Source organism: Burkholderia sp. lig30 (genome assembly GCF_000687455.2).
Taxonomy (GTDB): domain Bacteria; phylum Pseudomonadota; class Gammaproteobacteria; order Burkholderiales; family Burkholderiaceae; genus Burkholderia.
Genome location: NZ_JGVW01000049.1, coordinates 54057 through 73003, shown reverse-complemented (window position 1 = coordinate 73003; position 18947 = coordinate 54057). Strand labels below are relative to the sequence as shown.

Annotated in this window: 16 protein-coding genes; 8 read left to right on the top strand and 8 right to left on the bottom strand. The window is 66.7% G+C overall.

Annotated features, from left to right (window positions below):
- Positions 1-32 precede the first annotated feature (32 nt).
- The 5 genes from rodA to LIG30_RS03650 all read right to left on the bottom strand — a co-directional run bounded on the left by rodA (position 33) and on the right by LIG30_RS03650 (position 6524).
- Positions 33-1181 carry a rod shape-determining protein RodA gene (gene rodA, locus LIG30_RS03670; protein WP_038709734.1) on the bottom strand — a complete coding sequence of 383 codons (1149 nt, stop codon included), beginning with the start codon at positions 1179-1181 and terminating at the stop codon, positions 33-35.
- Positions 1182-1192: 11 nt separating this feature from the next.
- A complete protein-coding gene (mrdA, locus tag LIG30_RS03665; protein WP_038709948.1) occupies positions 1193-3601 on the bottom strand; it encodes a penicillin-binding protein 2 in 2409 nt (802 codons plus the stop codon).
- A gap of 120 nt (positions 3602-3721) precedes the next feature.
- The gene (gene mreD / locus LIG30_RS03660) at positions 3722-4234 is read right to left on the bottom strand and encodes a rod shape-determining protein MreD (RefSeq protein ID WP_038709733.1); all 513 of its coding nucleotides are present in this window, start codon (positions 4232-4234) and stop codon (positions 3722-3724) included.
- Positions 4231-5307, bottom strand: a complete 1077-nt coding sequence (gene mreC, locus LIG30_RS03655) for a rod shape-determining protein MreC (RefSeq protein WP_038709731.1) — start codon at positions 5305-5307, stop codon at positions 4231-4233. The genes mreD and mreC overlap by 4 nt, the downstream gene beginning before the upstream one ends.
- Positions 5308-5480: 173 nt before the next feature.
- A complete protein-coding gene (locus LIG30_RS03650) occupies positions 5481-6524 on the bottom strand; it encodes a rod shape-determining protein (protein WP_004189550.1) in 1044 nt (347 codons plus the stop codon).
- 365 nt (positions 6525-6889) lie between these two features.
- Between LIG30_RS03650 and gatC the strand changes: the two genes are divergently transcribed.
- From gatC to LIG30_RS03625, 5 genes are all read left to right on the top strand, one after another.
- Positions 6890-7189 (top strand): Asp-tRNA(Asn)/Glu-tRNA(Gln) amidotransferase subunit GatC, encoded by a 300-nt coding sequence (gene gatC / locus LIG30_RS03645; RefSeq protein WP_038709729.1) that lies wholly within the window; start codon positions 6890-6892, stop codon positions 7187-7189.
- Between the two features lie 68 nt (positions 7190-7257).
- Entirely contained in the window at positions 7258-8748 is a 1491-nt protein-coding gene (gene gatA / locus LIG30_RS03640; protein WP_038709728.1) for an Asp-tRNA(Asn)/Glu-tRNA(Gln) amidotransferase subunit GatA, read from the top strand.
- A 2-nt stretch (positions 8749-8750) separates the two neighbouring features.
- Positions 8751-10223: an Asp-tRNA(Asn)/Glu-tRNA(Gln) amidotransferase subunit GatB gene (gatB, locus tag LIG30_RS03635; protein WP_038709727.1), complete on the top strand. Its 1473-nt coding sequence runs from the start codon at positions 8751-8753 to the stop codon at positions 10221-10223.
- Between the two features lie 124 nt (positions 10224-10347).
- A complete protein-coding gene (locus LIG30_RS03630; RefSeq protein ID WP_038709726.1) occupies positions 10348-11187 on the top strand; it encodes a PPK2 family polyphosphate kinase in 840 nt (279 codons plus the stop codon).
- Positions 11188-11225: 38 nt separating this feature from the next.
- On the top strand, positions 11226-11996 hold the full coding sequence (locus tag LIG30_RS03625) for an exodeoxyribonuclease III (RefSeq protein ID WP_038709724.1): 771 nt from the start codon (positions 11226-11228) through the stop codon (positions 11994-11996).
- Positions 11997-12111: 115 nt separating this feature from the next.
- On the opposite strand, the gene LIG30_RS03620 is transcribed toward LIG30_RS03625, so the two are convergent.
- Complete coding sequence (locus tag LIG30_RS03620; protein WP_038709722.1) at positions 12112-13170, bottom strand: NAD(P)-dependent alcohol dehydrogenase; 1059 nt, start codon at positions 13168-13170, stop codon at positions 12112-12114.
- Between the two features lie 215 nt (positions 13171-13385).
- Here LIG30_RS03620 and LIG30_RS03615 point away from each other — a divergent pair, with 215 nt between their 5' ends.
- The 3 genes from LIG30_RS03615 to LIG30_RS03605 all read left to right on the top strand — a co-directional run bounded on the left by LIG30_RS03615 (position 13386) and on the right by LIG30_RS03605 (position 16406).
- Positions 13386-14330, top strand: a complete 945-nt coding sequence (locus LIG30_RS03615) for an AraC family transcriptional regulator (RefSeq protein ID WP_038709946.1) — start codon at positions 13386-13388, stop codon at positions 14328-14330.
- Between the two features lie 352 nt (positions 14331-14682).
- Positions 14683-15918 carry a DUF6402 family protein gene (locus LIG30_RS03610; protein WP_051994857.1) on the top strand — a complete coding sequence of 412 codons (1236 nt, stop codon included), beginning with the start codon at positions 14683-14685 and terminating at the stop codon, positions 15916-15918.
- Positions 15915-16406 carry a hypothetical protein gene (locus LIG30_RS03605; RefSeq protein ID WP_038709719.1) on the top strand — a complete coding sequence of 164 codons (492 nt, stop codon included), beginning with the start codon at positions 15915-15917 and terminating at the stop codon, positions 16404-16406. Before LIG30_RS03610 ends, LIG30_RS03605 begins: the two co-directional genes overlap by 4 nt.
- A gap of 192 nt (positions 16407-16598) precedes the next feature.
- Here LIG30_RS03605 and LIG30_RS03600 read toward each other — a convergent pair whose 3' ends face one another.
- A complete protein-coding gene (locus LIG30_RS03600; protein ID WP_038709718.1) occupies positions 16599-17612 on the bottom strand; it encodes a M48 family metallopeptidase in 1014 nt (337 codons plus the stop codon).
- The gene (locus LIG30_RS03595; protein WP_038709717.1) at positions 17602-18915 is read right to left on the bottom strand and encodes an AmpG family muropeptide MFS transporter; all 1314 of its coding nucleotides are present in this window, start codon (positions 18913-18915) and stop codon (positions 17602-17604) included. The genes LIG30_RS03600 and LIG30_RS03595 overlap by 11 nt, the downstream gene beginning before the upstream one ends.
- Positions 18916-18947 lie beyond the last annotated feature (32 nt).

The window sequence follows — 18947 nt, the reverse complement described above, 5'->3', positions numbered from 1 at the left end:
GCCGCTTCGCCGCTTCGCCGCAGCGGCCGAGGTCAGCTCTTCATCAACCGCTTCTGCCGGCCGACGCTCATGATCATCCCGATCGCGACGCCGAGCGTCGCGAGCGCGGTGCCGCCATAACTCATGAACGGCAGCGGCACGCCGACCACCGGCAGCACGCCGCTCACCATCCCGATGTTGACGAACGCGTAGACGAAGAACCCGAGCGTGAGCGAACCGGCGAGCAGCCGGCCGAACAGCGTCGCGCCCTGCGCGGCGATGATCAGCCCGCGCGTGATCAGCGCCATGTACAGCGTGAGCAGCACGAGGCCGCCCGCGAGGCCGAATTCCTCGGAGAACACCGCGAAAATGAAGTCGGTGTGCTTCTCCGGAATGAATTCGAGGTGGGCCTGCGTGCCTTTCAGGTAGCCCTTGCCGAGTGCGCCGCCCGAGCCGATCGCGATCACCGCCTGGATCGTGTGGAAGCCCTTGCCGAGCGGGTCGGAGGTCGGGTCGAGCAGCGTGCAGACGCGGTGCTTCTGGTAGTCGTGCATCAGCGGCCACTGCACTTCCGGCTGGCAGATCCGGTCCTGGAACACGGCGATCGAGCTGACCGCGATCACCACGGCGACGAGCACCGGCACGATCAGCTTGAACGACAGCCCCGCGAGATAGATCACGAAGAACCCCGCCGCGAACACGAGCAGGCCGGTGCCGAGGTCGGGCTGTTTCGCGATCAGGCCGACCGGCACCATCAGAATGCCGAACGCGGCAATGAAGTCGTACCAGCGCAGGCCGCCTTCGCGGCGCTGGTAGTACCACGCGAGCATCAGCGGCGTCGCGATCTTGAGGATCTCCGACGGCTGGATCACGACGCCGACGTTCAGCCAGCGCTTCGCGCCCTTCTTGGTCATCCCGAACAGCGCGACCGCGACCAATAGCGCGACGCCGACCGTATAGAGCGGCACCGCGAAGCGCATCAGCGTCGTCGGTGGAATGTTGGCGATCACCCACATCAGCACGAACGTCAGCAGGATGTTGCGCAGCTGGTCTTCCACCCGGCCCGGCATGTCGATGCTCGCGCTGTACAGCGTCACGATCCCGACGCACATCAGCAGGAACACGATCAGCGCGAGCGGGCGGTCGAAGCCCGCGAACATCTGCTTGATCTTGTCGAGCCAGGCGCGCTTGTCGAATTGCATGCCTTTCTCCGTTATTGAGCGGTGCCGGCGTCCGCCGCCTTCGCGGGGGACGTCGCACGGTTGTCGTCCCGCGACCCGGGGGCGCCGCCTGCGGCGCGCGGGGACTTCCTTTGGTCGTCGGGCGCGACGGCCACCGGCTGCGCATCACTTGCCGGCTCGCGGCGGGGCTTGCGCGTCGGCACGTGGCGGGCGGCAGGCGCGCTCGCGGCGCTGGCCGGCGCCGCGTGGGTCGCCGCGGTCGCGGCAGTCGCAGCGGTCGCAGCAGTCGTAGCAGTCGTAGCAGTCGTAGCAGTCGCTTGGGTCGCCTGAGCAGCCGGCGCGGCGCTCGCGCGCGCCACGCCCGGTGCCGACGCGCCCGAGGAGGCCGCGTCCGCCGCGCTCGCCGCCCCCGGCACGACCGGCTGCGGCAGCGCCCTGAAGCCGGCGGCAATGGCGATGGACCTGCTCGTGTCGCCGATCACCGGCGCGCTGATCGGCTCGGTCGCCGATGCCGCGGCCGTGATGGCGGCTGTGACATTCGACGGGTTCCTGCGGTCGATGAGATAGAAGTCGAGCACGCGGCGCGCGATCGGCGCGGCTGCCTGTGCGCCCCAGCCGCCGTTCTCGACGATCAGTGCGAGCGCGATCTGCGGATGGTCGGCGGGCGCGTATGCGATGAACAGTGCGTGGTCGCGCAGATTCTCGGCGAGCAGGTGGCCCTTGTAGTTGGCGCCCTGCAGCGAGAACACCTGTGCGGTGCCGGTCTTGCCGGCGGCCGTGTACGGCGCGCCGCGGAACAACTGGTAGGCGGTGCCGGACGGGTTCTCGATCACGTTCTCCATGCCGCGCTTCACGACGTCGATGTCCGATTGCTTGAGCGCGATCGTGTCGCTTTCCTTCGGCACGGTCAGGTGGCGGCCGCGCGTGATCGGATCCTCGATCTCCTTCACGAGGTGCGGCTTCATCACGACGCCGTCGTTCGCGAGCGTCGCGGTCGCGTGCGCGAGCTGCAGGATCGTAAACGAGTTGTAGCCCTGGCCGATCCCGAGGCTGATCGTCTCGCCGTCGAACCATTTCTGCTGCGCGGCCTTCTTGAAGGTCTTGCGCTTCCAGTCCGGCGACGGCAGGATGCCGCGCGCCTCGCCGGGGATGTCGATGCCGGTGATCTGGCCGAAGCCGAACGGCTTCATGAAGTTCGCGATCGCGTTCACGCCGAGGTCGCGCGCGAGCATGTAGAAATACGTGTCGTTCGACACCATGATCGCCTTGTTCATGTCGACGAAGCCCTGGCCCGAGCGCACGTCGTTGCGGAACGTGTGGCCGCCGAACGTGAAGTAGCCCGGATCCTGGATGCCCCAGCTCGGCGTGCGCTTGCCGAGCGTGAGGCCCGCGAGCGCCATGAACGGCTTGTACGTCGAGCCCGGCGGGTAGGTGCCGTGCAGCGGGCGGTTCAGGAGCGGCTTGTCGGGCGAGTTGTTCAGCTCGTCCCAGGTCTGCTGGTCGATGCCGTCGACGAACGAATTCGGGTCGAAGCTCGGCGACGACACGAACGCGAGCACGTCGCCGGTCTTCGGCTCGATCGCGACGAGCGCGCCGCGCTTGCCCGCGAACGCCTGCTCGGCGACCTGCTGCAGCCCGATGTCGAGCGACAGCACGAGGTTGTTGCCCGGCGTGGCCTGCGTGCGCGACAGCGTGCGCACCGGGCGCCCGCCCGCCGTCACCTCGACTTCCTCGAAGCCCGTCAGGCCGTGCAGCTCGGCTTCGTAGCTCTGCTCGACACCGATCTTGCCGATATAGTCGGTGCCCTTGTAGTTGTTCGAGTCGCGGCGCGGATCGTAGGTCTCCGGATCGCTGTCGTTGTCGTCGCTCATCTCGTCGATGCGCTCCTGGTCGCGCTTCGAGATGCGGCCGATATAGCCGATCACGTGCGCGGCCGTCATGCCGAGCGGATACTGGCGGAACAGCCGCGCGCGCACGTCGACGCCGGGGAAGCGGAAGCGCTGCGCGGTGAAGCGCGCGACCTCTTCGTCGGTGAGGCGCGTGCGGATCGGCAGGCTTTCGAAATTCTTCGAATCTTCCTGCAGCTTCTTGAAGCGGCGGCGGTCGCGCGCGTCGATCTGCACGATCCCGGAGAGCTTGTCGATCGTGTTCTCGAGCGTGTCGGTGAGCTTCGACGGCGTGATCTCGAGCGTGTACGCCGAATAGTTCTTCGCGAGCACGACGCCGTTGCGGTCGGTGATGATCCCGCGGTTCGGCACGATCGGCGCGACCGAGATGCGGTTTTCCTCGGCCTGCAGCGCGTACTTGCCGTGCTGCCAGAGCTGCAGATAGAGGAAGCGGCTCGCGAGCAGGCCGAAGCAGACGAACACGAACACGCCCGCCGCCGCGACGCGCAGGCGGAACCTCGAGAGCTGCTGTTGGGTGTCGTTGAAATCGGTCATGCGGTTACGGTCGATCGGCCCCGCGCGCGGCGAGCGCACGCGGCGGCTGCCCGTTGCGCGGCAAGCGGCGGGCGAAAGGGCGGGGGGTGTTCAAGGCGGAATCCTGGTTGGCGGCGCGGCTCAGATCGGGCGCGTGTCGTCCCGATCGACCGGACGGCGCTGCGGCATCAGCAGCAGATGGCTCGTGACCGGCCACATCGCGGCCTCGACGAACCCGTCGATCAGATAGCGCCAGCCCGGGAACGCCGCGCCCATCACGAGGCGGATCACGAACGGCACGAGCTGCGCGAGGATCAGGAGCGGCGCGACGTACAGCACCTGCACGCCGAGCGGCATCCACAGCACGCGGCGGTGGATCGTGATCGCGCCGTACGACAGCAGCGTGTACGCGAGCGCGTGCTCGCCGAGCAGGCCGGCGTCGTGCACGTCCATCAGGATGCCGAGCGCGAACGCGACGCCCATCCCGACCTTGCGCGGCTGATGGATGTTCCAGAACAGCAGCACCACCGCGACGAAGTCGGGGATGCCGGGCAGGCGGCCCCACGGCATCAGGTTCAGCAGGAATGCGGCGGCGAGGCTGAAGATGATGAAGTACGGGTTGACCGGCTGCAGGATGTATTGCGGGCGATTCATCGCTGGGCTCCTGATGACTGCCCCGGCGCGGGCTTCGCCTGCGCGGCGCTGGCCGGCGCCGGCTTCGCGCCCGGCTGGGCCGCGCCGGCCGCGGGCCTGGCCGCCGGATCGGCCGGCTTCGCGTTCTTGTCCACGGGCTTGTCGGCTGCCTTGTCCGCCGCCTTTGCGGCAGCTTTCTGCGCCTTCTTGCCGCCCTTCTTGTCCGGGGCTGGTTCCGGCTCGGCCGGGCGCGGCGGGATGTCGTTCTGGTAGCGCAGCACCAGCATCTGCCGCGCACCGCGCACCGCGGCGACCGGCATGCAGGTCACGCGCGCGAACGCGGTGTCGGCGAGCTTGTCGACGCGCACGACCTTCGCGACCGGCAGGCCGGGGGGATACACGCCGTCGAGCCCGCTCGTGACCAGCTCGTCGCCGACGATGAGGTCGGCGCTCGTCGGCACGAAGCGCAGGTCGAGCGAATCGCCCTTCGGCGTGCCGTAGATCACGCTGCGCAGGCCGGTGCGGAGCACCTGGACCGGGATCGCGAGGTCGCGGTCGGTGATCAGCGTGACTTCCGCCTGCAGCGGGAACACGCGCGTGACCTGGCCGACCACGCCGTCTTCGCTGACGACGGGCGCGCCGTCCCGGATGCCTTGCTGCGCGCCGTGCCCGATCACGATCTTCTGCGTGAACGGATCGGCCGTGTCGTACTGGATCTCGACGGGCAGGGCCTCGGTCGTGATGTGCTGGCGCAGCTCGAGCACCGCGCGCAGGTGCGCGTTCTCGCCGGCGAGCACCGAGACCTGGTTGGCCTGCGTCGACAGCTGCAGGTTGCGCGCGCGCAACTGCTGGTTCTCGTGGCGCAGCGACGCGCCCGTCGTCGCGATGTCGGCGGCGCCCATGATCAGGTCGCGCGGCACGAGCGCCACGCGCTGCAGCGGATAGAGCACGGTGCCGAGCACGCCGCGGACGATTTCGAGCGTGTTGAAGCGCGCATCCGAGACGAGGAGCGCGATGGCCACGGCGACGAAGAAGAAGAGCCGCGCGAGTGCGGAAGGGCCCTGCTTGAAAAGGGGCGGCGGACTGTATTCCATGGTCGGCGCCGGGCGCGTGTGATCCGTTAAATGATGCTCAGACGCGCAAACGGCGCGGCGGTTCGCTTCAGGCGAGCGAGCCGGCCACGCCGCAGGTGCGCGATATCAACAAACAACAAGGCAGGGGGCTGTTCTCGCGCGTGCGTTTCATCGGAAAACAGGCCCCGGGCCGTTTACTCGTACGAGAAGATGCTGCCCAGCTTGTCCATGCGCTCGAGCGCCATGCCCGAACCGCGCACCACGCAGGTGAGCGGATCTTCGGCGACGAGCACCGGCAGGCCGGTCTCTTCCGCCAGCAGGCGGTCGAGGTCGCGCAACAGCGCGCCGCCGCCCGTCAGCATCATGCCGCGCTCGGCGATGTCCGCGCCCAGTTCCGGCGGGGTCTGCTCCAGCGCGATCTTCACCGACGACACGATCTGGTTCAGCGGATCGGTGAGCGCCTCGAGGATTTCGTTGCTGGAGATCGTGAAGCTGCGCGGAATGCCTTCCGACAGGTTGCGGCCCTTCACTTCCATTTCCTTGACCTCGGAGCCCGGGAACGCGGAGCCGATTTCCTTCTTGATCGCCTCGGCGGTCTGCTCGCCGATCAGCATGCCGTAGTTGCGGCGGATGTAATTGACGATCGCCTCGTCGAACTTGTCGCCGCCGACCCGCACCGAGCCCTTGTAGACGATGCCGCCGAGCGAGATCACGCCGACTTCGGTCGTGCCGCCGCCGATGTCGACGACCATCGAGCCGGTCGCTTCCGACACCGGCAGGCCGGCGCCGATCGCGGCCGCCATCGGCTCCTCGATCAGGTAGACCTGCGACGCGCCCGCGCCGTGGGCCGCTTCCTTGATCGCGCGGCGCTCGACCTGGGTCGAGCCGCACGGCACGCAGATGATGATGCGCGGCGACGGCGAGAACATGCGCGACTCGTGGGCCGTCTTGATGAACTGCTTGATCATCTGCTCGGTGACCGTGAAGTCGGCGATCACGCCGTCTTTCATCGGACGGATCGCCTCGATGTTGCCGGGCACCTTGCCGAGCATCTGCTTGGCTTCCTTGCCGACCGCCTGGATCGTCTTCTTGCCGTTGGGGCCGCCTTCCTGGCGGATCGACACGACCGACGGCTCATCGAGCACGATGCCCTTGCCGCGCATGTAGATCAGGGTGTTTGCGGTGCCGAGGTCGATCGCCAGATCGTTGGAGAAATAGCTGCGCAAAAAACCGAACATTCAGAATCCTGTCTCGCTGAGGGCCGGCCCCGCCTGGGGAGCGCGAAGGGCGGCAGCGGAAAAATTAACAGCCTCGGATCGGGCGGAAGCGGCCGCCGCGGGAGCGCGAAGCTGCGATTGAAATCTACCGGGAACCGCACGAAGCCCGCACGGCTTGCCGAAGCGGGGCGAAACGGTGCGGGAAAAGGCTGACCGGGTTTGGGTCGAACGCATAATGATACCTTATAATTTCCGGGTATTTGAATCGAAACGGGCGGTATTTTTCCCGCTTCGTACCCGATTTTTGAGGGTGGGATCGCACCCTCCAACCCCCGCCGCAGCGCCGCTTTCCGCGGGGCTGCGCCGCCTCGTTTTCCGGTGACCGCATGGCCCTGACCCTGACCGATGTGAAACGCATCGCGCACCTTGCGCGGCTCGAAATGGCCGACGCCGACGCTGAGCATACGCTTGGCCAGCTCAATGAATTCTTCGGCCTCGTCGAGCAGATGCAGGCCGTGGACACGGCCGGCATCGCGCCGCTCGCCCACCCGATCGAACAGATCCAGGCCGTCGCGCAGCGCCTGCGCGACGACGCGGTGACGGAGACCGTCGACCGCCACGACAACCAGCGCCCGGCGCCCGCCGTGCAGGACGGCCTCTATCTCGTGCCGAAGGTGATCGAGTAAGCATTTGGCGACCCAGCGCGCCCGCCGGTGGCCCGCGCGCGACCCAGAATTCCCAGGAAACCCACTTCATGCACGCAAAAAGCCTGACCGAACTGCGCGCTGCGCTCGACGCCAAGGAATGCTCGGCCGTCGAGCTCGCGCAGCACTATCTGAAACGGATCGACGCCGCGCGCGACCTGAACGCGTTCGTCCACGTCGACGCCGACCTGACGCTCGCGCAGGCGAAGGCCGCCGACGCCGCGATCGCGCAGGGCGCGGCAGGGCCGCTCGCCGGCCTGCCGGTCGCCCACAAGGACGTGTTCGTGACGCGCGGCTGGCGCTCGACCGCCGGCTCGAAGATGCTCGCGGACTACACGAGCCCGTTCGACGCGACCGTCGTCGCCCGCCTGTCGGCGGCCGGCATGGTCACGCTCGGCAAGACCAACATGGACGAGTTCGCGATGGGCTCGTCGAACGAGAATTCCGCGTTCGGCCCGGTCAAGAACCCGTGGGACACGAAGGCCGTGCCGGGCGGCAGCTCGGGCGGCAGCTCGGCCGCCGTCGCCGCGCGCCTCGCGCCGGCCGCGACCGGCACCGACACCGGCGGCTCGATCCGCCAGCCGGCGTCGTTCGCCGGCGTGACCGGCATCAAGCCGACCTACGGCCGCGTGTCGCGCTACGGGATGATCGCGTTCGCGTCGTCGCTCGACCAGGGCGGCCCGATGGCGCAGAGCGCCGCCGACTGCGCGCTGCTGCTGAACGCGATGGCGGGCTTCGACACGCGCGATTCGACCAGCCTTGAGCGTGACGACGAAGACTTCACGCGCCACATCGGCCAGGGGTGGACGCCGGACAGCGACGCGGCCAGGCCGCTCGCGGGCCTGCGCATCGGCCTGCCGAACGAGTATTTCGGCGCCGGCCTGGCCGACGACGTGCGCGCGGCGATCGACGCGGCGCTCAAGCAGTACGAGGCGCTCGGCGCGACGCTCGTGCCGGTGTCGCTGCCGAAGACCGAGCTGTCGATCCCGGTCTACTACGTGATCGCGCCGGCCGAGGCGTCGTCGAACCTGTCGCGCTTCGACGGCGTGCGCTACGGCCACCGCGCGGCCGAATACCGCGATCTGCTCGACATGTACAAGAAGTCGCGCGCGGAAGGCTTCGGCCCGGAAGTGAAGCGCCGCATCCTGGTGGGCACCTACGTGCTGTCGCATGGCTACTACGACGCGTACTACCTGCAGGCGCAGAAAATCCGCCGCATCATCGCGCAGGATTTCCAGGAAGCGTTCAAGTCCTGCGACGTGATCATGGGCCCGGCGTCGCCGACGGTCGCATGGGACATCGGCGCGAAGGGCGACGATCCGGTGCAGATGTATCTCGCGGATATCTACACGCTGTCGGTGAGCCTCGCCGGCCTGCCCGGCATGAGCGTGCCGTGCGGCTTCGGCGCGGGCGCGAACGCCACGCGCCCGGTCGGTCTGCAGATCATCGGCAACTATTTCAACGAAGCCCGGATGCTGCAGGTCGCCGACGCGTTCCAGCGCGTGACCGACTGGCACAAGCAAGTTCCGGCGGGAGTGTAAGCATGACACAGTGGGAAGTCGTTATCGGTCTCGAGACGCACGCGCAGCTGTCGACCGTCTCGAAGATTTTCTCGGGCGCGTCGACGCAGTTCGGCGCGGAGCCGAACACGCAGGCCTGCGCGGTCGATCTCGCGCTGCCGGGCGTGCTGCCGGTGCTGAACCGCGGCGCGGTCGAGCGGGCGATCCGCTTCGGCCTCGCGATCGGCGCGACGGTGGCGCCGCGCAGCATCTTCGCGCGCAAGAATTATTTCTATCCGGATCTGCCGAAGGGCTATCAGATCAGCCAGTACGAGATCCCGGTCGTCCAGGGCGGCCAGGTCACGATCCAGGTGCCCGCCAATGAAAAGGCCGGCCAGGACGCGTATTCGAAGACGATCAACCTGACGCGCGCGCATCTGGAAGAAGATGCCGGCAAGTCGCTGCACGAAGACTTCGCGGGCATGACGGGCATCGACCTGAACCGCGCGGGCACGCCGCTGCTCGAAATCGTCACCGAGCCGGAAATGCGCAGCGCGGCGGAAGCGGTCGCGTACGCGAAGGCGCTGCACGGGCTCGTCGTGTGGCTCGGCATCTGCGACGGCAACATGCAGGAAGGCTCGTTCCGCTGCGACGCGAACGTGTCGGTGCGGCCGGTCGGGCAGGAGAAGTTCGGCACGCGCGCCGAGATCAAGAACCTGAACTCGTTCCGCTTCCTCGAAGAGGCGATCAACTACGAGGTGCGCCGCCAGATCGAGCTGATCGAGGACGGCGGCGAAGTCGTGCAGGAAACCCGCCTGTACGATCCGGACAAGCGCGAGACGCGCTCGATGCGCAGCAAGGAAGACGCGCACGACTACCGTTACTTCCCCGATCCGGACCTGATGCCGCTCGTGATCGGCGCGGACTGGATCGAGCGCGTGAAGGGCGAGATGCCCGAGCTGCCGGCGGCGATGCAGCAGCGCTTCGCCGAACAGTACGGCGTGTCCGCGTACGATGCCGGCGTGCTGACGTCGAGCAAGGCGATGGCCGCCTACTTCGAGGCGGTGGTCGAGAAGGCCGGCGCGGCGAACGCGAAGATCGTCGCGAACTGGCTGATGGGCGACGTGTCGTCGCAGCTGAACCGCGACGGCATCGACATCGACGCGTGCCCGGTCTCGGCGGCGCAGCTCGCGCTGCTGCTGCAGCGGATCGCCGACGGTACGATCTCGAACAAGATCGCGAAGGAAATCTTCGTGACGATCTGGGACGAGAAGGCGACCGACGACGCAGCGGCCGACCGCATCATCGATGCGAAGGGCCTGAAGCAGATTTCCGACACCGGCGCGCTCGAGGCGATCATCGACGAGGTGCTCGCGGCGAACGCGAAGTCGGTCGAGGAATTCCGGGCCGGCAAGGAGAAGGCGTTCAACGCGCTGATCGGCCAGGCGATGAAGGCCACGAAGGGCAAGGCGAACCCGCAGCAGGTCAACGAACTGCTGAAGAAGAAGCTCGGGTGAGCGTGCGCGCTCCCCGCGTCAACCGCGCTTGAGGACGGGCCGCCGCCGGACGGATGTTCGGGGCGGCCCGTCGCGCTTGGTGCGACCGCCGCCGCGCGTGCCGCACCGTCAAATGGAGAACCGAATGGCGAAACCCCCGTCGCTCGACGATTACCGCGTGCCGTACCACACGCGCGAGAAGGAGGCCGCGGCATTCCGGCTCGATGCATTCGACCCGATCGCGAAGCCGTTCTCGCAAGGCACGAAGGAAGCCGATCGCGCGCGGCTGTCGACGGTCTCGATGGAGCTGGACGTGCAGCAGGAACGGCTGCACGCGCAGCAGAAGAAGCGCGTGCTGCTCGTGCTGCAGGGCATGGACACGAGCGGCAAGGACGGCACGGTGCGTGCCGTGTTCCGCGAGGTCGATCCGCTCGGCCTGCGCGTCGTGTCGTTCAAGTCGCCGACGCCGATCGAGGCCGCGCACGATTTCCTGTGGCGCGTGCACGCGCAGGTGCCGTCGGCGGGCGAACTGGCGATCTTCAACCGCAGCCACTATGAGGACGTGCTGGTGCCGCGCGTGCTCGGCGCGATCGACGAAGCGGAATGCCAGCGCCGCTACCGGCAGATCCGCCAGTTCGAGGAGATGCTCGTCGAGCACGGCACGACGATCGTCAAGTGCTTCCTGCACATCTCGAAGGACGAGCAGCGCAACCGGCTGCAGGCGCGCGTCGACGATCCGACCAAGCACTGGAAATTCGACATCTCCGATCTCGACGCGCGCAAGCGCTGGGACGGCTATCAGGCCGCCTATCGCGACGCGCTCGCCGCGACGTCGGCCGAGCATGCGCCGTGGTACGTGATCCCGGCAGATTCGAAGACGCACCGCAACGTGATGATCGCCGAGCTGCTGCTGCGCGAGATGAGCAACATGAAGCTGACGTTCCCGCCGCCGAAGCCCGAGCTCGCCGGCGTGAAGATCCAGTGAACGCAACGAAACGACTGAAGACTGAACGGAACCCCAACATGCTGCGTGTGATTACCGCCAACCTGAACGGCATCCGCTCCGCCGCGAAGAAAGGCTTTTTCGACTGGCTCGGCGAGCAGAACGCGGATTGCGTCTGCGTGCAGGAGATCAAGGTGTCGGCCGACGACCTGCCGGCCGACTTCGTCGCGCCGCACGGCTTCAGGAGCTATTTCCACCACGCCGAGAAGAAGGGCTACAGCGGCGCGGGCGTGTACAGCCGCCACGAGCCGGACGACGTGATCATCGGCTTCGGCAGCGATGAATTCGATTCGGAGGGGCGCTACGTCGAGGCGCGCTACGGCAAGCTGTCGGTCGTGTCGGTGTACGTGCCGTCCGGTTCGAGCGGCGACGAGCGCCAGCAGGCGAAGTACCGCTTCATGGACGCGTTCATGCCGCATCTCGCCGAGCTGAAGGCGACGCGCGAAGTGATCCTGTGCGGCGACGTGAACATCGTCCACAAGGAAATCGACATCAAGAACTGGAAGGGCAACCAGAAGAATTCCGGCTGCCTGCCGGAAGAGCGCGCGTGGCTCACGAAGCTGTTCGACGATGTCGGGTATGTCGACGTGTTCCGCACGCTCGACCCGCGGCCGGAGCAGTACACGTGGTGGAGCAACCGCGGCCAGGCGTACGCGAAGAACGTCGGGTGGCGGATCGATTACCAGATCGCGACGCCCGGCGTGGCGGGCACCGCGAAAAGCACGTCGATCTTCCGCGACATCAAGTTCAGCGATCATGCGCCGCTGACGGTCGATTACGACTACCAGTGAGCGTGAGCGGGCCGCGCATCGCGCGTTCACCGCAATGACGACGGGCCGCGCGATGCGGCCCGTTTCTTTTGCGGGACGGCGGCGCAGGTGCGCCGCATGTCCTGCGTGACGACGCTCAGCGCGCCGGCTTGAGCGACGCCATGTCGATCACGAAGCGATACTTCACGTCGCTCTTCAGCATCCGCTCGTAGGCTGCGTTGATCTGCTGCATCGGAATCATTTCGATATCCGACGTAATGCCGTGCTGCGCGCAGAAGTCGAGCATTTCCTGCGTTTCAGCGATCCCGCCGATCAGCGAGCCCGCGAGGCGGCGGCGCTTCATGATCAGGTTGAACACCTGCGGCGACGGGTGGTCGTGCTCCGGCGCGCCGACGAGCGTCATCGTGCCGTCGCGCTTCAGCAGGTTCAGGAACGGGTTGAGATCGTGCGGCGCGGCGACTGTGTTCAGGATGAAGTCGAAGCTGTTCAGGTGCGCGTTCATCTGCGCGTCGTCCTTCGAGATCACGACCTCGTGCGCGCCGAGGCGCTTGCCGTCCTCGACCTTCGACGGCGAGGTCGTGAACAGCACGACGTGCGCGCCCATCGCGCGCGCGAGCTTTACGCCCATGTGGCCGAGGCCGCCCAGGCCGACGATGCCGACCTTCTTGCCTGGCCCCGCGCCCCACTGGCGCAGCGGCGAGTAGGTCGTGATGCCCGCGCACAGCAGCGGCGCCGCACCGGCCGGATCGAGCGTGTCCGGCACGCGCAGCACGAACGCCTCGTCGACGACGATCTGCGTCGAGTAGCCGCCGAAGGTCACGTCGCCGGTCACGCGGTCCTGGCCGTTGTAGGTGCCGACGAAGCCGTTCTCGCAGTATTGCTCGAGGCCTTCGGCGCAGCTCGGGCAGGTGCGGCACGAATCGACGAGACAGCCGACGCCGACCAGCTCGCCGGCCTTGAAGCGCGTCACCTGCGGACCGGTCGCGGTCACGCGGCCGACGATCTCATGGCCGGGCACGACCGGGTAGATCGAATTCTTCCATTCGTTGCGGGCCTGATGGAGATCCGAATGGCAGACGCCACAGTAGAGAATCTCGATCTGCACGTCGAGATCGCGCAGCGCGCGGCGCTGGAATTCGAACGGGGCGAGCGGCGCGCGCGCGTCGGCGGCCGCGTAGGCAAAGGTTGTACTCATCGAAGGCTCCTGAGTCCGGCAAAAAAGACGCGCCCGGCACCATGCGGCGGTGCGGCGGCGCAGGACGACATCGTAAGGAGCCGCGCGTGCGTACGGAATACCTGAAGGTCTTGAAGATTTGCCTATTTCTCTCGAATTGACGCGACCCCGCAGAAAAACCGCTGTCGCGGTGCTACATTGCAAGCCTGATTCTCCCGCAGCCCATGAACCCGCCGATGAGCTTCCAGCCCCTTTTCTCCGATAACGGCGAGCGCGTGCAGCGCCGCATGGTCGAGCTGCTCGGGCGGCTGGCGCCCGACGAGGGCTATACGCAGGCGGGGCTCGACGGCGTGCGCTTCATTCGCGTGAACCGCCCGGTGCCGCGCATGCCGGTGCTGTACGAGCCGAGCATCATCGTCGTCTGCCAGGGCCGCAAGCGCGGCTATCTCGGCGAGCAGGCATTCGTCTACGACGCGCAGCAGTATCTCGTGCTGTCGGTGCCGCTGCCGTTCGAATGCGAAACGGACGCGAGCCCCGACGCGCCGTTTCTGGCGATCTCGATCCGCGTCGATCTTGCCGTGATCGCCGAGCTGGCGATCCTGCTCGACGAGACGCACGGCGCGTCCGCGAGCGAGCCATGCGGCGTGTGCTCGACGCCGCTTGACGCGCCGTTTGCCGACGCCGTGCTGCGGCTGCTCGAAGCGCTCGCGTCGCCGCACGACACGCGCGTGCTCGGGCCGTCGATCATGCGCGAGATCGCCTATCGGGTGCTGACGGGTGCGCAAGGCGACGCGATCCGCGCGGCGCTCGTCCAGCAGCATCAGTTCGGCCGCATCGCGAAGGCGCTGCGGCGCATCCATGCGGACCTGCAGGGCGACCTCGACGTCGAGACGCTCGCGCGCGAGGCGGGGATGAGCCTTGCGGTGTTCCACGCGCAGTTCAAGAGCGTCACCGCGACTTCGCCGATGCAGTACGTGAAGACGACGCGCCTGCATCAGGCACGGCTGATGATGGTGCAGGACGGGCTGGGCGCAGGCGCGGCGGCGGCGCGCGTTGGTTATGCGAGCGCGTCGCAGTTCAGCCGCGAGTTCAAGCGGCTGTTCGGCCGCAGCCCGGTCGACGAGGTGCGCTGGATGCGCGAGGCCGAGAGCCGGACGATCGGCGTCGGCGCGGGGGAGTGATTCGGCGGGGCGATTGCGCCGCGTACGCCGGATCGCTGCGCCGCCGCGCGAACGCGCGGCCGGCCTCGTCAATGCTGCGCGATCTTGCCGCGTTGTGCGTATTCGCGGGACGTGCATAGCGTATCTGTCCAACGGCATTCCGGTGAATACGGCCTTCGCCCACAAATTTAGCTTCGCTAAGTAAGATTGGCGTGATCGCTTTCAGACTCATCCTATATCCACGCGCCACCGTTTCGCTGAGACTATTCGGCGGATTCGCACGCGCGGGCTGAATGGCTCGAGTCGATGAGTTCGTCGTAACGCAGGTTGGATCGCGGCGTCGCACTCACCACCAGGGGGCATGGAGGAGTTCATGGCGTTGCCGTACTACAAAATCAACAAGTTTCTGTGGAAGTGGACCCGACGCGAGGGCGCAGACGGTTGTGAAATTGTTCGCGAAGCAACGCTGTCAATGGACAAGGTGCCGCCACCGTTGGCAGCTTCGCCCAGGAAGCCTGAACCTTCAAAGCCCCCGACCAGAAGGCTCACCCACGCGGATCGCGTGAACAACTCACTTGATTCGCTGGCATCTGCCGTAGAAAGCCTTTGGCGTTTCAAGAAATGGCTGAACACGCCTCCCCCGCCTAAAGAACCAAAGCCTGCACCGGTCGCGAAGCAAGATAGAGAACAGGCCACCGCGCCGTTCGATATTCAGGAGATTCCGGCCGCGATGCGCAAGATTTACTTGCCGAAGTCCGCCGCCCTTATGGATCGGTGGTTTGCGGGAAGACTCAACTATTCCCCGACTGACGGCGATGAAATCGCGGAAATCAATCAGGATGGCAAGCCTTACCCGCCTGATATGTACGATACAACCACGATAAAGCTTGATTGGGTGCTCCAATTCCCTCGCGCAAAGGAGAAATACGATTATCTGATAAATGAAGGTATTCGATCACCGAAAGCGATCCGGGAGCTTTACGTAAAACTTGCCGCATACAAAGACAAGGGGACTCATCTTTTTGCCTCGGATATCTGCGGGGACGATCCGGCTAGCCTGCATCGCCACTTCCAGTTTCAACGCGTCGCGGTCGACGGAACATTCGCGCAAAAAATAAACCTGTTGCTGACATCGGCCTGGGAACGCAGCGGTGCACCTGACGATCTCACCGGCGCGCTGGGTTCGTTCGTAATCTACGCGGCCATTGGCCATGTCTGGTTCTCGTGGGATGTAGAGTCGCGGAGGACGATAGCCGAGGTGATGGGCGTCAGGGTGTACGTGAAAGACCACTACACGTTTACCGACAAACAGGGCGATCGATCGCAGTATCTGGGCCACTGGAGTAGCGATGGCGTTATCGTCATTCCCCTTGACGCCCTCGCGGCGACTTCTGCCTATCTCCCCTACGCCAAGTCCTCCATCACGCTTCCTTATATCGACACGCCTGTCGCTGTTGGAAAACCCACCATCAAGGGCAACGTCTACTACCCCGTACACAACAGCGACTTCCGTCAGTGGGCAAGCAGGCATCAGCGCGGTGGCGATTTCATTGTCTATTCCGATCGCCGTTTTGTACCGCTCGACCCTCCGATCAAGATCTACCTATGATGATCGACTACGGTGCCCCAGTCGCGGCCCTGATTGGCGCATCCACCGTGCTGCTTGTCATTGCCACGGTGATCGTCAAGTGGATCAAATCGAATAAGGAGTCGCGACGAAGAATCGCAAACTTTGCCAGGCAGGCTGCAATCCTGGCGGTCATCGGCATGTCTTGTGTCGGCCTCTTCGACCGCACGCCGCACGGAACAGAATGTCGGAAATCCGCCTCCCCGGATGGCCTCTACGTTGCCGAGCGATGCTTGTTGGATTGGGTTCCGGGTGGTAGTTCAAAATACGTTGGGCGGTTATTCGACGCGAAGAGCGGAAAGCTGCTTGCGCAGAAGACGTTCAGCACGTCTGTCCCGGAGATTTCATGGCTTAACTACGAAGGTGCAATTGTTTCATTCTCCGTTGGAGATGCAGACGATGGCGATGCGGATATATCGTTGCCGCCCTCCAGATGGGACAGGTTGCTGGCAGCGCGTCCGCGCCTGTAGCAGCCCATCTGCTGTCGTCGTACACGTTGGCTCAATTGCCGGCTACTCCGACCGAGGTGCGCTGGATGCGCGAGGCCGAGAGCCGGACGATCGGCGTCGGCGCGGGGGAGTGATTCGGCGGGGCGATTGCGCCGCGGGCGGGGAGCGGCAGCACACGGTCTTGCGCTCCGCGAAAATGCGCGGCCGGCGCGCTCAATGCCGCGCGATCTTGCGCCGTTGTGCGCTGATGCCTGCGTAATCGGGCAGCGTGTCGACGTGCTGGCCGGTCGCCTTCGCGTAGAGCGGCAGCAGGTCCGGCAGGCGGTTCAGCAGGTCCTGGCGGCGCGCGGCGCCGTACGGATGCGTGTAGATAAAGCCGGTGTCCCGGTTGGCGCGCGTCGCGGCGGCGAGCTTGTCCCACAGCGGGATCGCGGCGCGCGGATCGAAGCCCGCGCGCGCGGCGATATCGCCGCCGATCACGTCGGCCTCGGTTTCGTCGGTCGGATCGTAGCGCAGCGTCTGCAGGCGGTCGTCCAGATCGAGCGTCTGCGGCAGTGGATTGCCGAGGCCGAGCAGCGACGTCGCGCGCAGCGGCGCTTGCGACGCATCGCCGAAGCTGCCGCGCGCGTGCTCGCGCAGCGCGTGCGCGATACCGTGTGCGAGCAGCACGCCGAGCTCGTCGTCGCTCAGGCGGATGCGGTCGAGCAGGCCGCCGTAGACGAGGATCTTGCCGCCCGGCAGGCACGACAGGCGAATGTCGCGCGAGCGGATCGCGTTGACTTCCCAGGCCCAGCCCTTCACGCGCTCGTTCCATTTGACCGAATACGGCGCGAGCTTCGCGACGATCGCGCGCAGGCGCTTCACGCGCGGCTGGCTTGCGCTCAGCAGGCGGTTGCTTTGCGCGGCGCCTTGCACGAGTTGCGCGTATTCGCTGGCGGTCAGCTGCTCGAGCAGCGGCGACGGGATCAGCGTGCGGAAGGCGATCGGGTTGCCGTAGCGGACCTGCGGCGGCGGTGCGCCGTAGGGCTGCGCGGCCGAACTCGCGCCGGTCGGCTGCGCCGGCTCGGCCGCGGCCGGCGCGGGACTGGCCGGCGCGACCGCCGCGGCCGAGCCGGGCGTGGCGGCGCCGGTTTCGCCCGCATGGCCGACGCTCGCGCCGAGCGCCGCGATGCCGAGCGACAGCGACGCGGCTGCACGCAGCGCGCGGCGCCGGGCGTCATTGCGCACGGGCGACCCCGTCGTCCTGCGCGTCGCCGCCCCACGGCGCGACCTTGAACAGCAGCAGCATCCCGGGAATGCCGAGCGCCGCGCACACCAGGAAGTAATCGAACCAGCCGATCCGCGCGACGATGAAGCCGCTCGCGGCGGACGCCAGCGTGCGCGGCACCGACGCGAGGCTCGTAAACAGCGCGAACTGCGTGGCCGTGTAGCGCGGGTCGGTCGTGCTCGCGATGTACGCGGTGAACGCGGCGAGCGTGAGGCCCGTCGCGAACGTTTCGAAGCCGTACACGGCGGCCATCAGGATCGGCTGCGCGCCCGCCTTCGCGAGCCACGCGAAGCCGAGCGTCGACACGATCTGCACGATGCCGAAAATCCACAGCCCGCGCGCGATGCCGATTTTCACGAGCCAGATGCCGCCGATCACGCCGCCCGCGAGGCTCGCCCAGAACGCGGTGGTTTTCGCGATCACGCCGATCTGCGTCTTGTTGAAGCCGATGTCGAGGAAGAACGAGGTCGACAGCGTCGTCGCCATCGTGTCGCCGAGCTTGAACAGGAAGATGAACGCGATCACGAGCAGCGCGCCGCGCCAGCCGTCGCGCTGGATGAACTCGCGGAACGGCAGCACGACCGCGTCGCGCAGGTTGCGCGGCGGCACGCCCTGCACGGCCGGCTCGCGCACGACGAGCGTCATCAGGATGCCCGGCAGCATGAACGCGCCGGTAACCGCGAACACGGCATCCCACGGCAGATGATCGGACAGGATCAGCGACAGCGAGCCGGGGATCAATGCGGCGATCTTGTAGGCATTGACGTGCACCGCGTTGCCGAGGCCCTGCTCGGTGTCGCGCAGCAGCTCGCGGCGATACGCGTCGATCACGATGTCCGCGCTTGCGCCGAAGAACGCGACGAGCGTGGTGAGCGCGGCGACCGTCCAGATCGAGTCGCGCGGCGACACGAAGCCGAGCGCGGCGATCGCGGCCGCGACGAGCAGCTGCGTGAGCAGCATCCAGCCGCGCCGGCGGCCGGGCCGCCAGCCGGGCAGGCGCGGGATGTAGCGGTCCATCAGCGGCGCCCACAGGAATTTCCACGTATACGGAAACTGGATCAGCGCGAACAGGCCGATTTCCTTCAGATTGACGCCTTCCGAGCGCAGCCATGCCTGCACCAGGTAGACGAGCGTGAAGAGGGGCAGCCCCGACGTGAAACCGAGGAACACGCAGATCAGCATGTGCGTGTTCAGGAAGGCGCGCCAGCCGGGATGATCCTCGTGAGCGGTGAGCGCGGGCGCCTCGTGTGGCGTTTTCGACATGGATGAAGACCAGGTTGCATTGGCGTGAGCGG

Excerpts from the sequence above, each read along its gene's own strand:
- LIG30_RS03620 (WP_038709722.1), bottom strand. The coding sequence starts at position 13,170 with ATGAGTACAACCTTTGCCTACGCGGCCGCCGACGCGCGCGCGCCGCTC.
- LIG30_RS03630 (WP_038709726.1), top strand. The coding sequence starts at position 10,348 with ATGGCGAAACCCCCGTCGCTCGACGATTACCGCGTGCCGTACCACACG.
- gatA (WP_038709728.1), top strand. The coding sequence starts at position 7,258 with ATGCACGCAAAAAGCCTGACCGAACTGCGCGCTGCGCTCGACGCCAAG.
- gatB (WP_038709727.1), top strand. The coding sequence starts at position 8,751 with ATGACACAGTGGGAAGTCGTTATCGGTCTCGAGACGCACGCGCAGCTG.
- LIG30_RS03650 (WP_004189550.1), bottom strand. The coding sequence starts at position 6,524 with ATGTTCGGTTTTTTGCGCAGCTATTTCTCCAACGATCTGGCGATCGAC.
- mreD (WP_038709733.1), bottom strand. The coding sequence starts at position 4,234 with ATGAATCGCCCGCAATACATCCTGCAGCCGGTCAACCCGTACTTCATC.
- LIG30_RS03625 (WP_038709724.1), top strand. The coding sequence starts at position 11,226 with ATGCTGCGTGTGATTACCGCCAACCTGAACGGCATCCGCTCCGCCGCG.
- LIG30_RS03610 (WP_051994857.1), top strand. The coding sequence starts at position 14,683 with ATGGCGTTGCCGTACTACAAAATCAACAAGTTTCTGTGGAAGTGGACC.
- LIG30_RS03605 (WP_038709719.1), top strand. The coding sequence starts at position 15,915 with ATGATGATCGACTACGGTGCCCCAGTCGCGGCCCTGATTGGCGCATCC.
- mreC (WP_038709731.1), bottom strand. The coding sequence starts at position 5,307 with ATGGAATACAGTCCGCCGCCCCTTTTCAAGCAGGGCCCTTCCGCACTC.
- LIG30_RS03595 (WP_038709717.1), bottom strand. The coding sequence starts at position 18,915 with ATGTCGAAAACGCCACACGAGGCGCCCGCGCTCACCGCTCACGAGGAT.
- LIG30_RS03615 (WP_038709946.1), top strand. The coding sequence starts at position 13,386 with ATGAGCTTCCAGCCCCTTTTCTCCGATAACGGCGAGCGCGTGCAGCGC.
- rodA (WP_038709734.1), bottom strand. The coding sequence starts at position 1,181 with ATGCAATTCGACAAGCGCGCCTGGCTCGACAAGATCAAGCAGATGTTC.
- gatC (WP_038709729.1), top strand. The coding sequence starts at position 6,890 with ATGGCCCTGACCCTGACCGATGTGAAACGCATCGCGCACCTTGCGCGG.
- mrdA (WP_038709948.1), bottom strand. The coding sequence starts at position 3,601 with ATGACCGATTTCAACGACACCCAACAGCAGCTCTCGAGGTTCCGCCTG.